General features: G+C 59.9%; 16 protein-coding genes. 7 read left to right on the forward strand and 9 right to left on the reverse strand.

Translation table 11 applies throughout. The features are described 5' to 3' along the window. Positions 1–87 precede the first annotated feature (87 nt). The 4 genes from AB4Z23_RS19570 (at position 88) to AB4Z23_RS19585 (ending at position 2744) form a co-directional block, all read left to right on the forward strand. Positions 88–1566 carry a PAS domain S-box protein gene (locus AB4Z23_RS19570; protein WP_441360648.1) on the forward strand — a complete coding sequence of 493 codons (1479 nt, stop codon included), beginning with the start codon at positions 88–90 and terminating at the stop codon, positions 1564–1566. Positions 1567–1706: 140 nt separating this feature from the next. After that, positions 1707–1886, forward strand: coding sequence for a CsbD family protein (locus AB4Z23_RS19575; RefSeq protein WP_004431371.1), 180 nt, complete (start codon positions 1707–1709; stop codon positions 1884–1886). Positions 1887–1917: 31 nt separating this feature from the next. After that, positions 1918–2241, forward strand: coding sequence for a BON domain-containing protein (locus AB4Z23_RS19580; protein ID WP_065661967.1), 324 nt, complete (start codon positions 1918–1920; stop codon positions 2239–2241). Then, positions 2238–2744: a DUF992 domain-containing protein gene (locus AB4Z23_RS19585; RefSeq protein WP_004431368.1), complete on the forward strand. Its 507-nt coding sequence runs from the start codon at positions 2238–2240 to the stop codon at positions 2742–2744. Before AB4Z23_RS19580 ends, AB4Z23_RS19585 begins: the two co-directional genes overlap by 4 nt. Before the next feature lie 81 nt (positions 2745–2825). Here the strand turns inward: AB4Z23_RS19585 and AB4Z23_RS19590 are convergent, their stop codons facing one another. Then, positions 2826–3374, reverse strand: coding sequence for a hypothetical protein (locus AB4Z23_RS19590; protein ID WP_441360649.1), 549 nt, complete (start codon positions 3372–3374; stop codon positions 2826–2828). 135 nt (positions 3375–3509) lie between these two features. On the opposite strand from AB4Z23_RS19590, the gene AB4Z23_RS19595 reads away from it, so the two are divergent. From AB4Z23_RS19595 to AB4Z23_RS19605, 3 genes are all read left to right on the forward strand, one after another. After that, positions 3510–4172 (forward strand): response regulator transcription factor, encoded by a 663-nt coding sequence (locus tag AB4Z23_RS19595; protein ID WP_441360650.1) that lies wholly within the window; start codon positions 3510–3512, stop codon positions 4170–4172. Beyond that, positions 4169–5527, forward strand: coding sequence for a sensor histidine kinase (locus AB4Z23_RS19600; RefSeq protein WP_441360651.1), 1359 nt, complete (start codon positions 4169–4171; stop codon positions 5525–5527). The genes AB4Z23_RS19595 and AB4Z23_RS19600 overlap by 4 nt, the downstream gene beginning before the upstream one ends. 170 nt (positions 5528–5697) lie before the next feature. After that, positions 5698–6150, forward strand: coding sequence for a GNAT family N-acetyltransferase (locus AB4Z23_RS19605; protein WP_441360652.1), 453 nt, complete (start codon positions 5698–5700; stop codon positions 6148–6150). A 53-nt stretch (positions 6151–6203) separates the two neighbouring features. Here the strand turns inward: AB4Z23_RS19605 and AB4Z23_RS19610 are convergent, their stop codons facing one another. From AB4Z23_RS19610 to AB4Z23_RS19645, 8 genes are all read right to left on the reverse strand, one after another. Then, complete coding sequence (locus AB4Z23_RS19610) at positions 6204–7856, reverse strand: OFA family MFS transporter (protein WP_441360653.1); 1653 nt, start codon at positions 7854–7856, stop codon at positions 6204–6206. Positions 7857–7987: 131 nt separating this feature from the next. Further along, positions 7988–8326 (reverse strand): formate dehydrogenase subunit delta, encoded by a 339-nt coding sequence (locus tag AB4Z23_RS19615; RefSeq protein ID WP_113291338.1) that lies wholly within the window; start codon positions 8324–8326, stop codon positions 7988–7990. Between the two features lie 70 nt (positions 8327–8396). Next, positions 8397–11279, reverse strand: coding sequence for a formate dehydrogenase subunit alpha (gene fdhF, locus AB4Z23_RS19620; protein ID WP_441360654.1), 2883 nt, complete (start codon positions 11277–11279; stop codon positions 8397–8399). 4 nt (positions 11280–11283) lie between these two features. Beyond that, positions 11284–12840 (reverse strand): formate dehydrogenase beta subunit, encoded by a 1557-nt coding sequence (locus tag AB4Z23_RS19625; protein ID WP_441360655.1) that lies wholly within the window; start codon positions 12838–12840, stop codon positions 11284–11286. Beyond that, on the reverse strand, positions 12837–13316 hold the full coding sequence (locus AB4Z23_RS19630; protein WP_004431359.1) for a formate dehydrogenase subunit gamma: 480 nt from the start codon (positions 13314–13316) through the stop codon (positions 12837–12839). Before AB4Z23_RS19630 ends, AB4Z23_RS19625 begins: the two co-directional genes overlap by 4 nt. A 112-nt stretch (positions 13317–13428) precedes the next feature. Then, complete coding sequence (locus tag AB4Z23_RS19635) at positions 13429–14364, reverse strand: LysR family transcriptional regulator (protein ID WP_004431358.1); 936 nt, start codon at positions 14362–14364, stop codon at positions 13429–13431. A 115-nt stretch (positions 14365–14479) separates the two neighbouring features. Beyond that, positions 14480–15196 carry an aspartate/glutamate racemase family protein gene (locus AB4Z23_RS19640; RefSeq protein WP_013761066.1) on the reverse strand — a complete coding sequence of 239 codons (717 nt, stop codon included), beginning with the start codon at positions 15194–15196 and terminating at the stop codon, positions 14480–14482. 22 nt (positions 15197–15218) lie between these two features. Further along, entirely contained in the window at positions 15219–15848 is a 630-nt protein-coding gene (locus AB4Z23_RS19645; protein ID WP_441360656.1) for a flavin reductase family protein, read from the reverse strand. Positions 15849–15902: the final 54 nt, after the last annotated feature.

Here is a 15902-nt window from a genome sequence, read left to right on the forward strand (position 1 = left end):
GGAAGGCCAAGCGACACGCCTGCCCTGCAACGCTTGGCGGAACCGCGCGTTATATCGGGCACAAAGCATTGAAATACCGGGGGCAACATGGACGACAGCGTAAACATTCCCAAGATCAACCGGCTCGTGTTGCAAAACCTCATAGCTGGCCTCAGCGACGGGTTGATCCTGCTCGAAAACGACGGAACGATAGCCTGGGCCAACAAGGCCGCCCTTCAGATGCACCGTATAGAAGCGATGCCTGAGCTTGGGGAGGATGCCGCTGCCTATCGGCGAAATTTCACGCTTCGATACCGCAACAACCACCTGCTCGACGAGGGGCAATATCCGCTTGAACGGCTTCTGGCGGGCGAGACCTTCGAAGATGTGACGGTAGAGATATCGCCAAGCGGCGATGAAGCGGAATGCTGGGTCCACACGGTGCGCGGGCTCGTTCTTGAAGATGCTGGCGCAAAACCGGATGTTCTGGTCTTGATCATCCGGGACGAAACGCCGCGTTTTGAGGCGGAGGCGCGCTTCGAGAGCGCCTTCAATGCAAATCCGGCGCCGGGACTGATATGCCGGCTCGAGGACAAGCGTTTCATCCGCGTCAATCAGGGTTTCCTTGAGATGACCGGGTTCAGCCGTGAAGAGATCATCGGCATCAATGTCGAGGAACTCGGACTGTTTTCCGAGTGCGATACAGGCGAGGACGCCCTGAAAAAGCTGGAGGATGGCCGGCTCATCCGTCAGCGCGAGGCGCTCATTCCCATCCCCGGCGGCGACAGGCTGGTCATCGTGGCCGGCGAAACGATCGCCGTTGCCGAAGAACCGTGCATGCTGTTCACCTTCGCCGATCTGGACGGCCGCCGCAAAGCCCAGAACGCTCTGCGACAGAGCGAGGAGCGCTTCTTCAAGTCCTTTCGCCTGTCGCCTGTCCCGGCAGCGATTTCGAGGCTGGACGACTTCGTGCTGATGGAAGTCAATGACGCGTTTCTGGTGCTGTGCGGACGCAACGAGGCCGAAGTCGTGGGCAAGACGGCCAGCGAATTGCGGCTGTGGGAGGACGCGGGCGCGCGCCGCGATCTCGAAAAGCGGCTGAAGGACAACATCCCCATCCGCGATGAGAACATGCGCATGAATCTTTCCGGTGGCGGTTTGGCCGAATGCATCGTTTCCGCCGAACGCGCCGAGATCAACGATCAGCTCTGTGTCATCTGGGCGATACAGGACGTGACTGAGCGGCGTAGAACCGAGAACGAACTGATTGAAGCGATCGAAAGCGTCATGACCGATACATCCTGGTTCAGCCGGACGGTTGTCGAGCGGCTGGCGGGGCTGCGACAGAACTCCCGCGGCACAACGTCTTCAGCCTCCCTCAAGGATCTCACCGAGCGCGAGGAGCAAATCCTGTCACTGATCTGCGATGGATGCAGCGACAAGGAAATGAGCGACAGGCTGAACCTGTCCAAGCATACGATCCGCAACCATATCGCCTCACTCTACGGCAAGATCGGCGTCAACCGCCGCACCGCCGCCGTGATCTGGGCACGCGAGCGCGGTTTTACCGGCCATAGGGAAAAATAACCGCAGCCGAACGCGAAAATAGGTCAGTTTGTACCAGTTCAACTAGTAGCTATTGCTCTGCAAACTGTGATTTTCCCGAACTACCTTACCATCATGCCGCTACCAACAGCGGCACCCTCTAACGATGGAAGGAGTTCGTCATGGACAATAACCGTATCGAAGGTATCGCCCGTCAAGCCAAGGGCACCATCAAGGAAGCAGCCGGCAAGATCACCGGCAACGACAAGCTTCAGGCAGAAGGCAAGGCCGAGAAACTGGCTGGCCAGGCGCAGGAGAAGCTCGGACAGGCAAAGGACGCCGTCAACAAAGTTCTCAAGTGAACCATCTATGTTCAAGGCAGGAGGTTTCACGATGATGCTCTCGTGCGATGCAAACCAGGTGTCAAGCTGCGATCCCCAGGAGATCAGCCTGTGCGCCGCGTTGCAAGCCGTGATCGCCTATGCGGACGGGCAGGAAAAAAGCTCGATCTCCGTCACCTCCGTGGAGGGCCGTATCGTGCTCTCCGGAGAGGTGGAAACACTCTCTGCCTTCGAACATGCGGTCATCATCGCAGAATGTTTCGCGTCGCGGCCCATCATCGCCGATCTGGCGATACGGCAGCGGCCTTGCACCTATCTGGAGACGCCGTCCCGGCGCGTCCATCTAGCGAATAACAACAGGAGTGAAAAACAATGAAGACATTCGTTCTCGCAACCGCGATTGCAACCCTGGCCCTTGCCCCGATTGCTTCAGCCGAAACGAAGCACAATGCAAAGCGCCCCATGGAAACCGCGCAGAAGGAACGCGTCGGCACCCTGTCGTGCGAAATTGCCGGCGGCGTCGGCCTTGTGGTCGGCTCCAGCAAGAGCGTGGCCTGCGAGTTTCGCCAGCGCTCCGGCAAGACCGAGCGTTATACCGGCACGATCGGCAAGCTCGGTCTCGATATCGGCGTAACCGGCAAGACCTATATGAGCTGGATCGTGCTGAACACCGCAGCCAGCCGCGTGGGTGATGGTGCGTTGAGCGGCAACTATGTTGGCGCCTCCGCTGCCGCATCGGTCGGCGTAGGCTTGGGCGCCAATGCACTGATCGGCGGCAATGCGAAGAACTTCGCGCTTCAGCCGCTCAGCGCCGAAGTCGGCACCGGCGTTAACATCGCTGCGGGTGTCTCGCGTCTGCAGTTGAAGCGTGCAGGCTAAACCTTAAAAAACCGGCGGTGCGGGCTCGGGACGGTTATCGTCTTCGAGCCCGCGCCGTCTGGCGCAGATCAGGCCCCGATATCAGGGTTTGGGGTTAGGCATCATCTCACCCATCGGGCCGTCGCCTTTTGGCCCGCGCATCATATCCTCTTTAGGACCATGATGCGGCGGACGGCCTGCCGGTCCTAGTGCCTCGATACTGCCATCCTGACGGACGACATAGCTTGCCCGCAGGACACCCCTGTCGAAACGGCCCTGAACGCTGACCGCTTCATCGACAGTCACGACCTTCCCATTGTCGCCCTCGGGGCCGGTATCGATGAGTGCGCGGCCGCTATCATCCTGAACAATGAACTTGTTGCCGAAAATCTCGGCGACCTTGCCCTTCAGGGTCACGAGATTCCCTTCCTTGACGGTGGAAATGGCAACGGGCGTCATCGGCGCCATCTCGGGTGTCGGGCGTGTCAGCTTCACCGCACCGGCTCCGGCAGCTGCCCCAACGGCCAGCATGGCAACGGCCGCAAAGGCGAAAGCTCCGGTTTTACGGCGATGTTTCCGGTGCGGCGGCACGGGAGTGTCAGAAGTGGCCTTCGGTGCTGCGATTTCGTTATTCTCTTCAGAGTGGGACATGGTGGTCTCCTGTTTGATTGACAGGGCCTTTTTACCTGCCAGGCACCACCAGCAGCCTGAACCTTGTGGTTCAGGTTGAGTTAAGCCTTCCGGGCCTAGTTAAAACACCGCCCACGAAACCGAAACGGCAGGACCATGCGCATACTTCTCGTTGAAGACGATACCGATCTTTCCCGGCGCATCGCAACCAGCCTGCGGGCGGAAAATTTTGTCGTCGACATCGCGCAGAATGGCGAGGATGCCGAACATGCCGGGCTTACCGAACTTTACGACGTGGCCGTTCTCGATCTGGGATTACCGAAAATCGATGGCGTATCGGTTCTGAAATCATGGCGGTCGGCGCAGCGGAACCTGCCCGTGCTCGTTTTGACCGCGCGTGACGGATGGCCGGACAAGGTGGCGAGTTTCAAAGCGGGAGCAGACGATTTTCTCACCAAGCCGTTCAAGGTAGAAGAACTGGTGCTGCGGCTGCGTGCACTCGTTCGCCGCGCCACCGGCCACGCCGCCTCCGCCATCACCTGCGGTTCGCTCATCTTCGATGCGCAGCTCGGAACCTTCGAACAGGACGGCTTGCCGTTGAAGCTGACCGCGCTGGAGTGGCGGGTCCTCTCCTGCCTCATCCTGCGCAAGGAAGTGGTGGTCGACCGCCGCGAACTCATCGAACGGGTCTATGAGGGCGATGCGGAAGTGGATTCCAATTCCATCGAAGTGATCCTTGCCCGCCTGCGGCGCAAGATCGGTGCCGGGCATATAGAGACCGTTCGCGGGCGCGGTTACATGCTGAAGGCAGAGCCATGAGGGAGTTTTCGGCCATTCCGGGTTCGTCGATCTCGCGCCGACTCACGGTTTTTTCCGTGGTTTTCGTCACCGCGACCGTGATCGTCGCCTCCATCATACTCTATCTCATTGTTGCCGGCGTGGTGCGTGAGCAGATCGACCAACGGCTCGACACGCAGATAGAGGGATTGCGGAGCGCGCTCTCCGGCAGCGCAAGCGGCGGCGTGACACTCAACGCCGCGCTGGACGGCCCGCCATTCGACAGGCGCGGCTCCGGCTGGTACTGGCAGATCACCGGCGAGGGTGTAGCGATCGTCTCTCGGTCGCTCGCGGGGCAAACCATAACCAACCCGCCCTCCCCGTTCGAATGGCGCAAAATGATGGGCCACGGCCCTCGTCCCGGCGCGAATACCGATTTTCACGGCGAGAAGCTCTATCTCAGATCCATTCAAACCATGGTTGGACAGCACCTCGTCGAAATCACTGCCACTGCGCCGCAATTCGCGCTGGTTGCACCCGCCCGCAGCGCGCTTCTGTGGTTGATACCTGCCATGACCCTCTTGGGCGCGAGCCTCGTCGGCGGTATTTTCCTGCAGGTCAGATATGGTCTGCGACCACTGCGGCAACTCACCGCCGATATTTCCTCGATTTCGGCAGGCACACTCGACAGGTTGCCGGAGGCGGATGTCGAGGAACTGCGTCCAGCCTCGGGCGAAATCAACCGTCTCGTGGAGCAGAATATCGAGAGGCTTGCGGAAACACGTCTGCACTTTGCAAATCTCGCCCATGGTCTGAAAACTCCCGTGACAAGCCTCTACCTTGCGCTCAACGAAACCAACGACCCGGATCGCGAAATGCGTGCGCTTGTGGACAGGATCGACCAGCGCATCCGCCACCATCTGGCAAGAGCCCGCAAGACCGCAGCAGGCGGCACGGCCACGGTGACCGCGCTCAAACCGAGAATAGACGATATCGTTGATATCATGTCGCGTATTCATGCCGACCGGGGGATTGTCGCAACAGTCGATGTGGACCCCGAGTTGCTATTGCATGTCACGCCTGAGGATCTGGACGAGATCGTTGGCAATATCATCGACAACGCATTCAAATGGGCCAAAAGCGCGGTTTGTATTTCCGCGAAAAAGACCGGACGCGACGTCTGGATCGTGATCTCGGACGATGGACAGGGCATCGAGGACAACCGGATTTCGGAGGCTTTCCAGCCGGGCAGACGCATGGACGAGACCGTTCCGGGTGACGGCTTCGGTCTTACCATCGTCAAGGAACTTGTGGAGCTTCATGGCGGCAGCATCAGGCTGGAGCGCGGCGAAAATGGCGGGCTTACCTGTTCGCTGGCCCTGCCGGCAGGAGCTTGAGGAAAGCCCGCCTTTCCCTTTGTTGACCCTGATGCGCAGCAGCGTTAAATACAGGTTTCGAAGCAGGGAGATTTATGCGCAGAGGTTGAAAATCTGACCGCCCATCGCGGTTTCAGCCGGCTCTGAAAACGGAGCTGACCCTTTGGCATGTCTAATTCTGCGGAATTTCCATGAATATCAAATCTATCGACATCCGGCCGTTTGACGCGGCAGCGGATACGCAAATCCTGTCACGCATCTGGCTCGATGCCTCGCTGCTGGCACATCCCTTTATCGGCACGCAGCGTTTGCGCGAGCAGCAAAGACTGATCGAAGATACCTATCTGCCGCTATCGGAGACTTTCGTCGCAACGCAGGCCGGTGACCCTGTCGGCTTCATCAGCCTGCTCGACAGTTTCATCGGAGGCCTGTTCGTCGCACCGGCACAACAGGGCAAGGGTATCGGGCGCAGGCTCATCGCCCACGCGCTTGATCTCAAGGGTGAATTGTCGCTTGAGGTCTATACCGCCAATGAGCAGGCGATGCGGTTTTACCGTTCGCTCGGCTTCCTTGAACTCTCGCGCAGGTCGACTGACGATGACGGCCTGCCCTTCGAGAATGCCCGCCTGTCACTCAAGGCCTGAAAACAAATCCGGGCAGCCACAGGGCTGCCCGGACCATCTGATGTTTGTTGCAATCAGCCAAACAGCACAAGGCTGCTTTTGACCGTGACCCACACGCCCCAGAGAAGCGGTATGCCGACGGCTGCCCAGGCCAGTGCGGCCTTGGCGTCCAAGCCACCCCTGCCGATACCGAAGGAACCGGTGGGCCCTGCATTGGCGGCGGCGGTCTTGGCCTGAAGTGCTGCGACCTCCGCATCGGACATGAACCATTTCTCCGGCAACGGCCGGACAAACGCGTTGGCGATGAGGCCGATCGCGAGCATCCCCGCCAGGATGTACATGGTGCTGGTATAGAGTGCGGGACCCGGCGCGACACCGGCCGCAATCTGTGCTTCGCGGATATAGTTGACGACAACAGGCCCGGCGATACCCGCCGTTGCCCATGCCGTCAGCAGGCGGCCATGGATCGCGCCGACGAACTGCGTGCCGAAGATGTCGGCAAGATAGGCGGGAATGGTTGCAAAGCCGCCGCCATACATCGACAGGATGATGCCGAGGGCAAGAACGAAGAACGCCTTGGAACCCATCGTTGCCAGCGTCGGGGCCAGCGCATAAAGAATGATGCCAAGCACGAAGAAGCAGAAGTAAGTGTTCTTGCGGCCGATTTTGTCGGACATGGAAGCCCAGAAGAAGCGGCCACCGATGTTAAACAGCGACAGCAGGCCCGTGAACCCGGCCGCGATGGCGGCGATCGATGCTTTCTGCTCGATGTTGAGGTCCGCAAAACCAACGCCGGGCAGACCGATCAACGAACCCGCGAAAATCTCCTGCAACATTGGCGATGCCATGCCGATCACGCCGATACCCGCCGACACGTTGAGGCACAGAACCGCCCAGATGAGCCAGAACTGCTTCGTCTTGTGCGCATCACGCAGATGAACGTGACGATTGGTGATCATGGCACTTTTGGCCGCCGGGGCCGTCCAGCCTTCCGGACGCCAGCCCGCCGGTGGAATGCGGTAACCGAAGGCACCCGCCATCATGAAGACGAAATAGATCAATGCCATGACGACGAACGTTTGCCAGACACCGACTGAAGTATCCGTCTTGAAGGTGTTCATGAGCAGATTGGCAAGCGGTGCGCCGATCATTGCACCGCCGCCGAAGCCCATGATGGCCATGCCGGTTGCCATGCCGCGCCGGTCCGGAAACCATTTGATCAATGTCGAGACCGGCGAGATGTAACCGAGACCAAGACCAACGCCGCCGATGACACCTGCCCCGACCCACATCAGCCAGAGCTGGTGCGTCATCACGCCAAGCGCTGCAACCAGAATGCCGCCGCACCAGCAGCAGGCGGAAACGAAGCCGGCCTTGCGCGGCCCGACCCTTTCCAACCAACCGCCCCAGATCGCCGCCGAGCATCCGAGCAGTACGAAGAAGAGCGTATAGATCCAGCCAAGATCGGCCACACGCCAGTTGCACTCGGTGGTGAACAGCGCCCCGACAAGGGTGAGGCTGGAGCAACTGGGGTCCGTTGCCGGCAATGCCTTGGACAGCGGCAGCCAGAAGACGCTGAAGCCGTAGGCCATGCCGATACACAAGTGAATGGCCAAAGCCGCCGGCGGCACCAGCCAGCGGTTGAAGCCCGGTTTTGCTATGATCCGTTCGCGGTCCAGAAGCCCGGCTTGCGCCGGCCCTCCCGCAGATACGCCTGCTACTGCCATCGACACTACCTCCCTCGTGAATGTCTGGACAACAATAATACGCCCCAATGGCCGCATTGACCGGGCGTTACCGAGATCGCCGGATGTCCCCCATCCGGCAATACCTGTTTGCGGCGTGTTACCGCCTGGCTTTACGTGGTTTCGGGAATGCTCGGTTCGGACAAGGACTCGCCCGCAGCAACGCCCTTGCCCTCCGGCGTTCCCGTGGCATCCTTGCCAAGCCCGACCGCATCGGCGGCGGACACCCCGGGCCTCTTGATCTTGAGCGCTGCTGCGAGCACCAGCGGCAAAAACTCCCCGGCACCGGCATCAACCATCTCGAAAAACCGTTTGCGCATACGGGGTTCCCAGAATTTGTTAATGTGGGTGGCGACCCCCTCAACGCGGATATCCTCCGGCTGGGAAAGGAAAAAAGTCGCGATCTGGTTCGCCATTCTCACCAGTTTTTCGTCGGTGTGATTAAGCAACATGGCTGTTTCCCCGCGCCGCCTGACGGACGACGTTCACGTTTTCAAAAGGCCGGGATTGCCCCGGCCCCGACTATTCGGCCGCCTCGAGCTTGCCTGCGATCCGCCGCGAACGGCGGCTGAGCGCGTCATATCCTTCCTGCCATTCGGTCGGCCCGTTCGAGGGCGAGACCTGAACTGCAGTGACCTTGTATTCCGGACAGTTCGTCGCCCAGTCGGAGTAGTCGGTGGTGATGACGTTTGCCTGCGTGCCCGGATGGTGGAAGGTGGTATAGACCACCCCCGGCGCAACGCGATCGGTGATTAGCGCCCGTAGCGTCGTATCGCCCGAGCGGCTGGCGAGCTTGATCCAGTCACCATCCTTGACGCCACGCTGTTCGGCATCATGCGGATGGATTTCGAGACGATCCTCCTCATGCCAGACGACGTTTTCGGTGCGCCGTGTCTGCGCGCCGACATTGTACTGCGACAGAATGCGGCCGGTGGTGAGCAGCAGCGGAAAGCGCGGGCCGGTACGCTCGTCCGTCGCCACATATTCGGTGCGGATGAACTTGCCCTTGCCGCGCACGAACCCGTCCACATGCATGATCGGCGAGCCTTCCGGGAATTTTTCGTTACACGGCCACTGCACCGAGCCTCTGCTCTCCAGATAGTCATAGGAAACGCCGGCAAAGCTAGGCGTCGTCGCCGCGATTTCATCCATGATCTGCGACGGGTGCGTATAGCTCCAGTTCAGCCCCATGGCCTGAGCCAGCTTCTGGGTGACCTCCCAATCCGAATAGCCGTTTTTCGGCGACATGACCTTGCGCACACGATTGATGCGCCGTTCGGCATTGGTGAACGTGCCATCCTTTTCGAGGAAGGTGGAACCCGGCAGGAAGACATGCGCGTAGTTCGCCGTCTCGTTCAGGAACAGGTCGTGCACGACAACACATTCCATCGCGGCAAGACCGGCTGAAACATGCTTGGTGTCCGGGTCCGACTGGAGGATGTCTTCGCCCTGAATGTAGATGCCCTTGAAACTACCATCGACGGCTGCATCCAGCATGTTGGGGATGCGCAGCCCCGGCTCGTTGTTGAGGGTAACGCCCCAGAGCTTTTCGAATATTTCCCGGGTGGCATCGTCGGATATATGACGATAACCGGGAAGCTCATGCGGGAAAGACCCCATGTCGCAGGACCCCTGCACATTGTTCTGGCCGCGCAACGGATTGACGCCGACACCGGGGCGACCAATGTTGCCGGTCGCCATGGCCAGATTGGCAATCGCCATGACGGTCGTGGAGCCCTGGCTGTGTTCGGTAACGCCAAGCCCGTAATAGATTGCGCCATTGCCGCCCTTGGCGAAGAGCCTGGCGGCACCGCGCAGCTCCTCGGCGGGAACGCCGGTAAAGCTTTCGGTTTCCTCCGGACCATGCTGAGGTTCGGCCACGAACGCGGCCCAGTCCTCGAATTCCGACCAGTCGCAACGCTCGCGGATGAAGGCCTCGTCGAACAATCCTTCGGTGACGATGACATGGGCAAGGGCTGTCAGCACCGCAACATTCGTTCCAGGCTTCAGCGGCAAATGGAACGACGCCTCCACATGCGGCGTGCGAACGAGATCGATGCGGCGGGGATCGATGACGATCAGCTTTGCGCCCTGGCGCAGCCGCTTCTTCAAGCGTGAGCCGAACACCGGGTGCCCGTCCGTCGGGTTGGCGCCGATGACGAGGACAACATCCGAATGTTCGACGGAATCGAAATTCTGCGTTCCGGCAGAGGTGCCGAACGCCTGCCCCAACCCGTACCCCGTCGGCGAATGACAGACGCGGGCGCAGGTATCGACATTGTTGTTGCCGAAACCGGCGCGGATGAGCTTCTGGACCAGAAAGGTCTCTTCATTGGTGCAGCGGGAAGAAGTGATGCCGCCGATGGATTCGCGGCCATACTTGCCCTGAATGCGCTGGAATTCGGCGGCGACATGGGCAAATGCCTCGTCCCACGTCACTTCGCGCCACGGGTCGCTGATCTTTTCACGGACCATCGGGTTGAGAATACGGTCGCGGTGGCTGGCATAACCATAAGCAAAGCGACCCTTGACGCAGGAATGGCCACGGTTTGCCTGACCGTCCTTCCACGGCACCATGCGAACCAGCTCTTCGCCACGCATTTCCGCCTTGAACGAACAGCCGACACCGCAATAAGCGCAGGTGGTGACCAGCGAATGTTCGGGCTGGCCGATGTCGATCACCGATTTTTCAGTCAGCGTCGCCGTCGGACAGGCCTGCACGCAGGCGCCGCAGGAAACGCATTCGGAATCAAGAAATGCCTCGTGCGCGCCGGGCGAAACACGGCTTTCAAAGCCGCGCCCTTCGATCGTCAACGCGAACGTTCCCTGCACTTCCTCACAGGCGCGCACGCAGCGGGAACAGACGATGCACTTCGACGGATCGTAGGTGAAATACGGGTTGCTCTCGTCCTTGGGCATCCAGTTGGCGTTGAGGTCGCCATCGCCGGCACGGGCTTTCACATGGTTGTCGCCATCATAGCCGTAACGCACGTCACGCAGGCCGACGGCGCCGGCCATATCCTGCAATTCACAGTCGCCATTTGCGGCGCAGGTGAGACAGTCGAGCGGGTGGTCGGAGATATAAAGCTCCATCACGCCCTTGCGGATCTGCTTCAGGCGTTCCGTCTGGGTGTGGACGACAAGACCGGCCGCCACTGGCGTGGTGCAGGAGGCGGGGGTGCCATTGCGGCCCTCCACCTCGATGAGACAGAGGCGACAGGAACCGAAGGCATCGACCATATCGGTGGCGCAGAGTTTGGGAACATCGATGCCCGCTTCTCTCGAAGCACGCATGATGGACGTTCCCGCCGGCACGGTGATCTCGCGGCCGTCTATCGTTAGCGTGACCATCTCTGTCGAGGTGGATTTTGGTGTTCCGTAGTCGATTTCAGATATAAGGGCCATGGTCTTACTCCGCCGCTTCGACACGTGGGATGGGTGCAAAATCCTGCGGGAAGTGCCTGAGCGCGCTCATCACGGGATAAGGCGTGAAACCGCCTAGCGCGCAGAGCGAACCGAACTTCATGGTTTCGCAGAGATCCTCAAGCAGCGCCGTATTTCGCTCTGCTTCTATTCCAAGGGAAATCTTGTCGACCGTCTCGACACCGCGTGTCGAACCGATCCGGCATGGCGTACACTTTCCGCAACTTTCGACGGCACAGAATTCCAGGGCAAAACGCGCCTGGCGCAGCATATCGGCGGTGTCGTCAAAGACGACAATGCCGGCGTGACCGATCAGGCCGCCTGCGGCGGTAAATGCCTCGTAGTCGAACAGCGTATCAAACAGCGACACCGGGAAATAAGCGCCCAATGGGCCGCCAACCTGAACCGCTTTGACGGGACGGCCCGTAATCGTGCCGCCACCGATTTCGTTGACCAATTGCCCGAGCGGCAGACCGAAAGCGGTCTCGTAAAGCCCGCCATGTCTGATGTTTCCGGCAAGCTGGATCGGGATTGTGCCGTGCGAACGACCAATGCCGAAATCCCGGTAGAACGCCGCGCCGCGATCCATGATCACAGGGATCGAAGCGAGAGAAATGACATTGTTGACTACCGTCGGCTTGCCGAACAGCCCCTGCAGGGCGGGAAGCGGCGGCTTGGCGCGCACCGTGCCGCGCTTGCCTTCGAGACTGTTGAGCAGCGAGGTTTCCTCACCGCATACATAGGCTCCGGCGCCCATGCGCACCTCGAGATCGAACGCGCGACCCGAACCCAGCACAGACGCGCCGATCACCCCTTCTCGCCGGGCAATGTCGATGGCTTTTTCCATCGTCCTAACGGCATGGGGATATTCGGAGCGGGTGTAGATGTAGCCCTTCGTTGCACCAACCGCGAGGCCGGCAATGGCCATGCCCTCGATAAGGACAAAGGGATCGCCTTCCATGATCATGCGGTCGGCAAAGGTGCCGCTGTCGCCCTCATCCGCATTGCAGACAATGTATTTCTGATCGGCGGTGGCATCCGCCACGGTTTTCCACTTGATACCGGTCGGAAAACCGGCGCCACCCCGCCCGCGAAGGCCGCTGTCGGTGACCTGTTTGACGATCTCCGAGGGGGTGAGTGCAACGGCTCTCTCCAGCCCCTTCATGCCCTTGTTGGCACGGTAGTCTTCCAGCGAAAGCGGATCGGTCACGCCGCAGCGCGCAAACGTCAGGCGCGTCTGATTCTTCAGGAAAGGAATTTCTTCGGTCAGCCCAAGACAGAGCGCATGATCGCCGCCACCAAGAAAATCCGCATCGAACAGCCCGGAAACATCAGAAGCTTTGACCGGACCATAAGCAACACGGCCATGATGGGTGTCGACCTCTACCAGCACTTCAAGCCAGAGCAGGCCGCGCGAACCGTTGCGGACAAGGCGAATATCAAGATTGCGGGCCGCGGCCTCACCCTGGATTGCATCGGCAACGCGGTCGGCACCAACGGCGAGTGCTGCGGAATCGCAAGGCACGAAAACGGTCACGCTCATCGACGCACCTCCGCCAGAATGTCGCCAAGACAGTGCTCATCCACTCTGGCATGAACCTCGCCATCCAGCATCAGCGCGGGTGCCTGGGCGCAGAGCCCGAGACAGAAGACCGGCTCGAGTGTGACCGAGCCATCCTTTGCCGTCTGGTGCCAGTCGAGACCAAGTTTCCCCTTGATGGTGTCGGCAAGAGACTCGCAGCCCATCGACTGGCAAGCCTCGGCCCGACAGAGCTTCAGCACATGGCGCCCGCCGGGATGGTCGCGAAAATCGGGATAGAAGCTCACAACACCATGCACTTCGGCACGCGATACGTTGAGGGCCAGGGCGATCACCTGTTTGACGCTATCAGGCACATAGCCGAATTCTTCCTGCACCCTGTGCAGGATGGGCAGCATTGGCCCTTCCATATGCAGACAGTCGTCAATGATAGCCTGCACACGCGTCGCCTCATCTGCGGCGACAGCACGAATATTCATGAGCCAGTCCTCCCAAACCGACAGGTGGCGGGCATTTGAACCGGAGGACCTCCACATCCTTGTCCGGCGCGCCGCGCTGCCTGATGGCGAAAGAATGGCGAGCGGAGCAAGATCAGGTCAATATCGTCTTTCCGTCAGTCGATAGGAAATTTCTATCAAAAGCGGAGGCCGCGACGCGCAATCGGGCCTCATGCAGCAGTGCGGAAACGAGTGGCGTATGCGGTTCACGATAGGTGGCGATGAGGCCGACAAGATGCTCGGCATCGGGCTCGACAATGGGAATCATTCGAATCTGTTTTGGAAAACCAAACGATTCCGCGATGTTACGCGGCATAATTGAAGCCCATTGTCCGGTTCGGATATGGGAAAACAGTACAATCATCGAATTAGATTCGAGCGTGGGTTTCGCTTCAACACCCGCTTCGGCCATGTGCTTGTTGATAATGCGGCGGTTTTGCATGTCGGAAGTCAATAGGCAAAGCCGAAGACCCGAAACCTGCTTCCAGGTCACGCTCTCTTGATCGGCAAGGGGCGTGCCTGCAGCCGCAATCAGGTGATATCGCTCCGAGTAAAGCGGAACCGTCGTCACCCGGCCCAGAGGTTCGTTGTCGAGATAGGTGATTCCCGCGTCGATTTCGAGATTTTCGATCTGGCTGAGAACCTGCAACGACGTGCGGGAGGTGACGGAAAACGTGACTGCCGGGTGACGCGCCTGAAAGGGTTCGGTGAGCCTGGGCACCATGGCAAGAGCGGTGGGGATGACGGCCAGCCGGATATGGCCGGCGAGACCTTTACGCGCAGCCCGCATTTCCTCCCGCATCGTGCGTGTATCGGCAACGATGCGCCTTGCCCATTCGAGCACCCGCTGCCCCTCCGGCGTCAGGCCCTGATATCGGGCCGCGCGCACGACGAGCACGACACCGAGCTGATCTTCCAGTTGCCGGATGGCCGCAGACAGCGTCGGCTGCGAGATGCCGCACTCCTCCGCGGCCCGCCCGAAATGCTCCGCGCGCGCAAGTGCAATGAAAAACTCCAGCTTGTCGATCATCCTGCCTCCCATCCCGCGCGGCCATTCTGCGGACCGGCGCGAAAGCAGACACTAGAGCGAGGCGAGCTTTGTCGCAAACGCCGTGGAGGCGCTTTGCCGCACCCGCGTTTCCCGGTCAGGCGACGAGCTTGGTTTCCTTCACCCGCGGATAATCATAGGCATTGACCTTGGATGTCACGTAACCCGCGCCCACCAGGGCTTCGGCCAGCTTGACGGCGGCAGTGACACCATCGATGACAGGGACGCCGGTTGCCTCGCGCAGCCTGTCGCACAGTGCGGACATGCCGGCGCAACCGAGGATGATGGCTTCTGCCGCATCTTCCTTCTTGGCCGCTTCGATTTCGCGGATCAACATCGCCTCGGCTGCAAGCGGATCCTCTTCAAGACCCAGCACCGGCAGATTAATGGCACGAACCCTGCGGCAATGCCGCTGTGCACCGTAGCTATCGACGAGATCTTCGATAATGGGGATGGAGCGCGGCAGCGTTGTGATGATGGAAAAGCGGCGGCTGATCGTCATCGCCACCTGAATACCGGCCTGGCAGATGCCGATCACGGGACCACGCGCGACTTCACGCGCCGCATGCAGGCCCGGATCATCAAAGCAGGCAATGACATAGGCATCGACGCCCAGCCGCTCGCCCTTGCGGATTTCCTCCAGCATGCCGGGAACAGCCAGCGCCTCATCGGCCCCGCCTTCGATACTGACCGGCGTATCGACAGGATTTGCAGCGGAAATCTTCGTATCCGCCTGCCTGACGCGCAAGGCGCTCTCGAGCGCCTGCGCCGTCATCGAGGCGGTTGAGTTCGGGTTGATCAGACGAATATGCATTCAGGTCAGCCTTTCGGGACTGTCACTTGCCATCTGGCTTGATGAAGTCGGTAATCGGGGGCGCCTTCAAGACGAACTGGCGATCCGAGGTAATGTAGTTGTCGGCATGGAGGCGTGCGATCGGTTGGTATCGGTCCGGATCGACATAATGCCCCTCCTTGTCGAGGCAGTCCCTGTGGACATGCATGTGCACGACCTCCCCCAGCACCAGCGTCCGGCGCGGATAATCGATCAGACGCTCCACCCGGCACTCGAAGGCGCAGGGCGATTCCGCTGCAAAGCTTGCATCGATCTTGTTGCAGGGCGTCGGCGTCAGCTGCGCCATGGAAAGTTCGTCGACCTCGCTGTCGAAACCGAGGCCGCAGACAAGCATATGTTCGGAAATAGTCATATCGACCATATTGACGACGAACTCGCCGGTGCGGCGAATATTGGCCATCGTGTCCTTCTCCTCGCCATTCAGACGCGGCTGGATTCCGAGAACAACGATAGGCGGATCATGGGAAAAGACGTTGAAAAAGCTCATCGGCGCTGCATTGTTATGGCCCGCTTCCGAGCGGGTCGTGACAAGCGCTATCGGCCGTGGACCAATAAAATTCGTCAGCAACCGATAGCGGCTCTGTGGCTCAAGCGCGGTGAAGTCGAATTCCATGACGTTGCCCCGTTTATAGTATACAATATTGTTTCATATTGTTGACAATTATGC

The sequence above is a fragment of the Agrobacterium sp. MCAB5 genome (assembly GCF_052114365.1).
Taxonomy (GTDB): Bacteria; Pseudomonadota; Alphaproteobacteria; order Rhizobiales; family Rhizobiaceae; genus Agrobacterium; species Agrobacterium tumefaciens.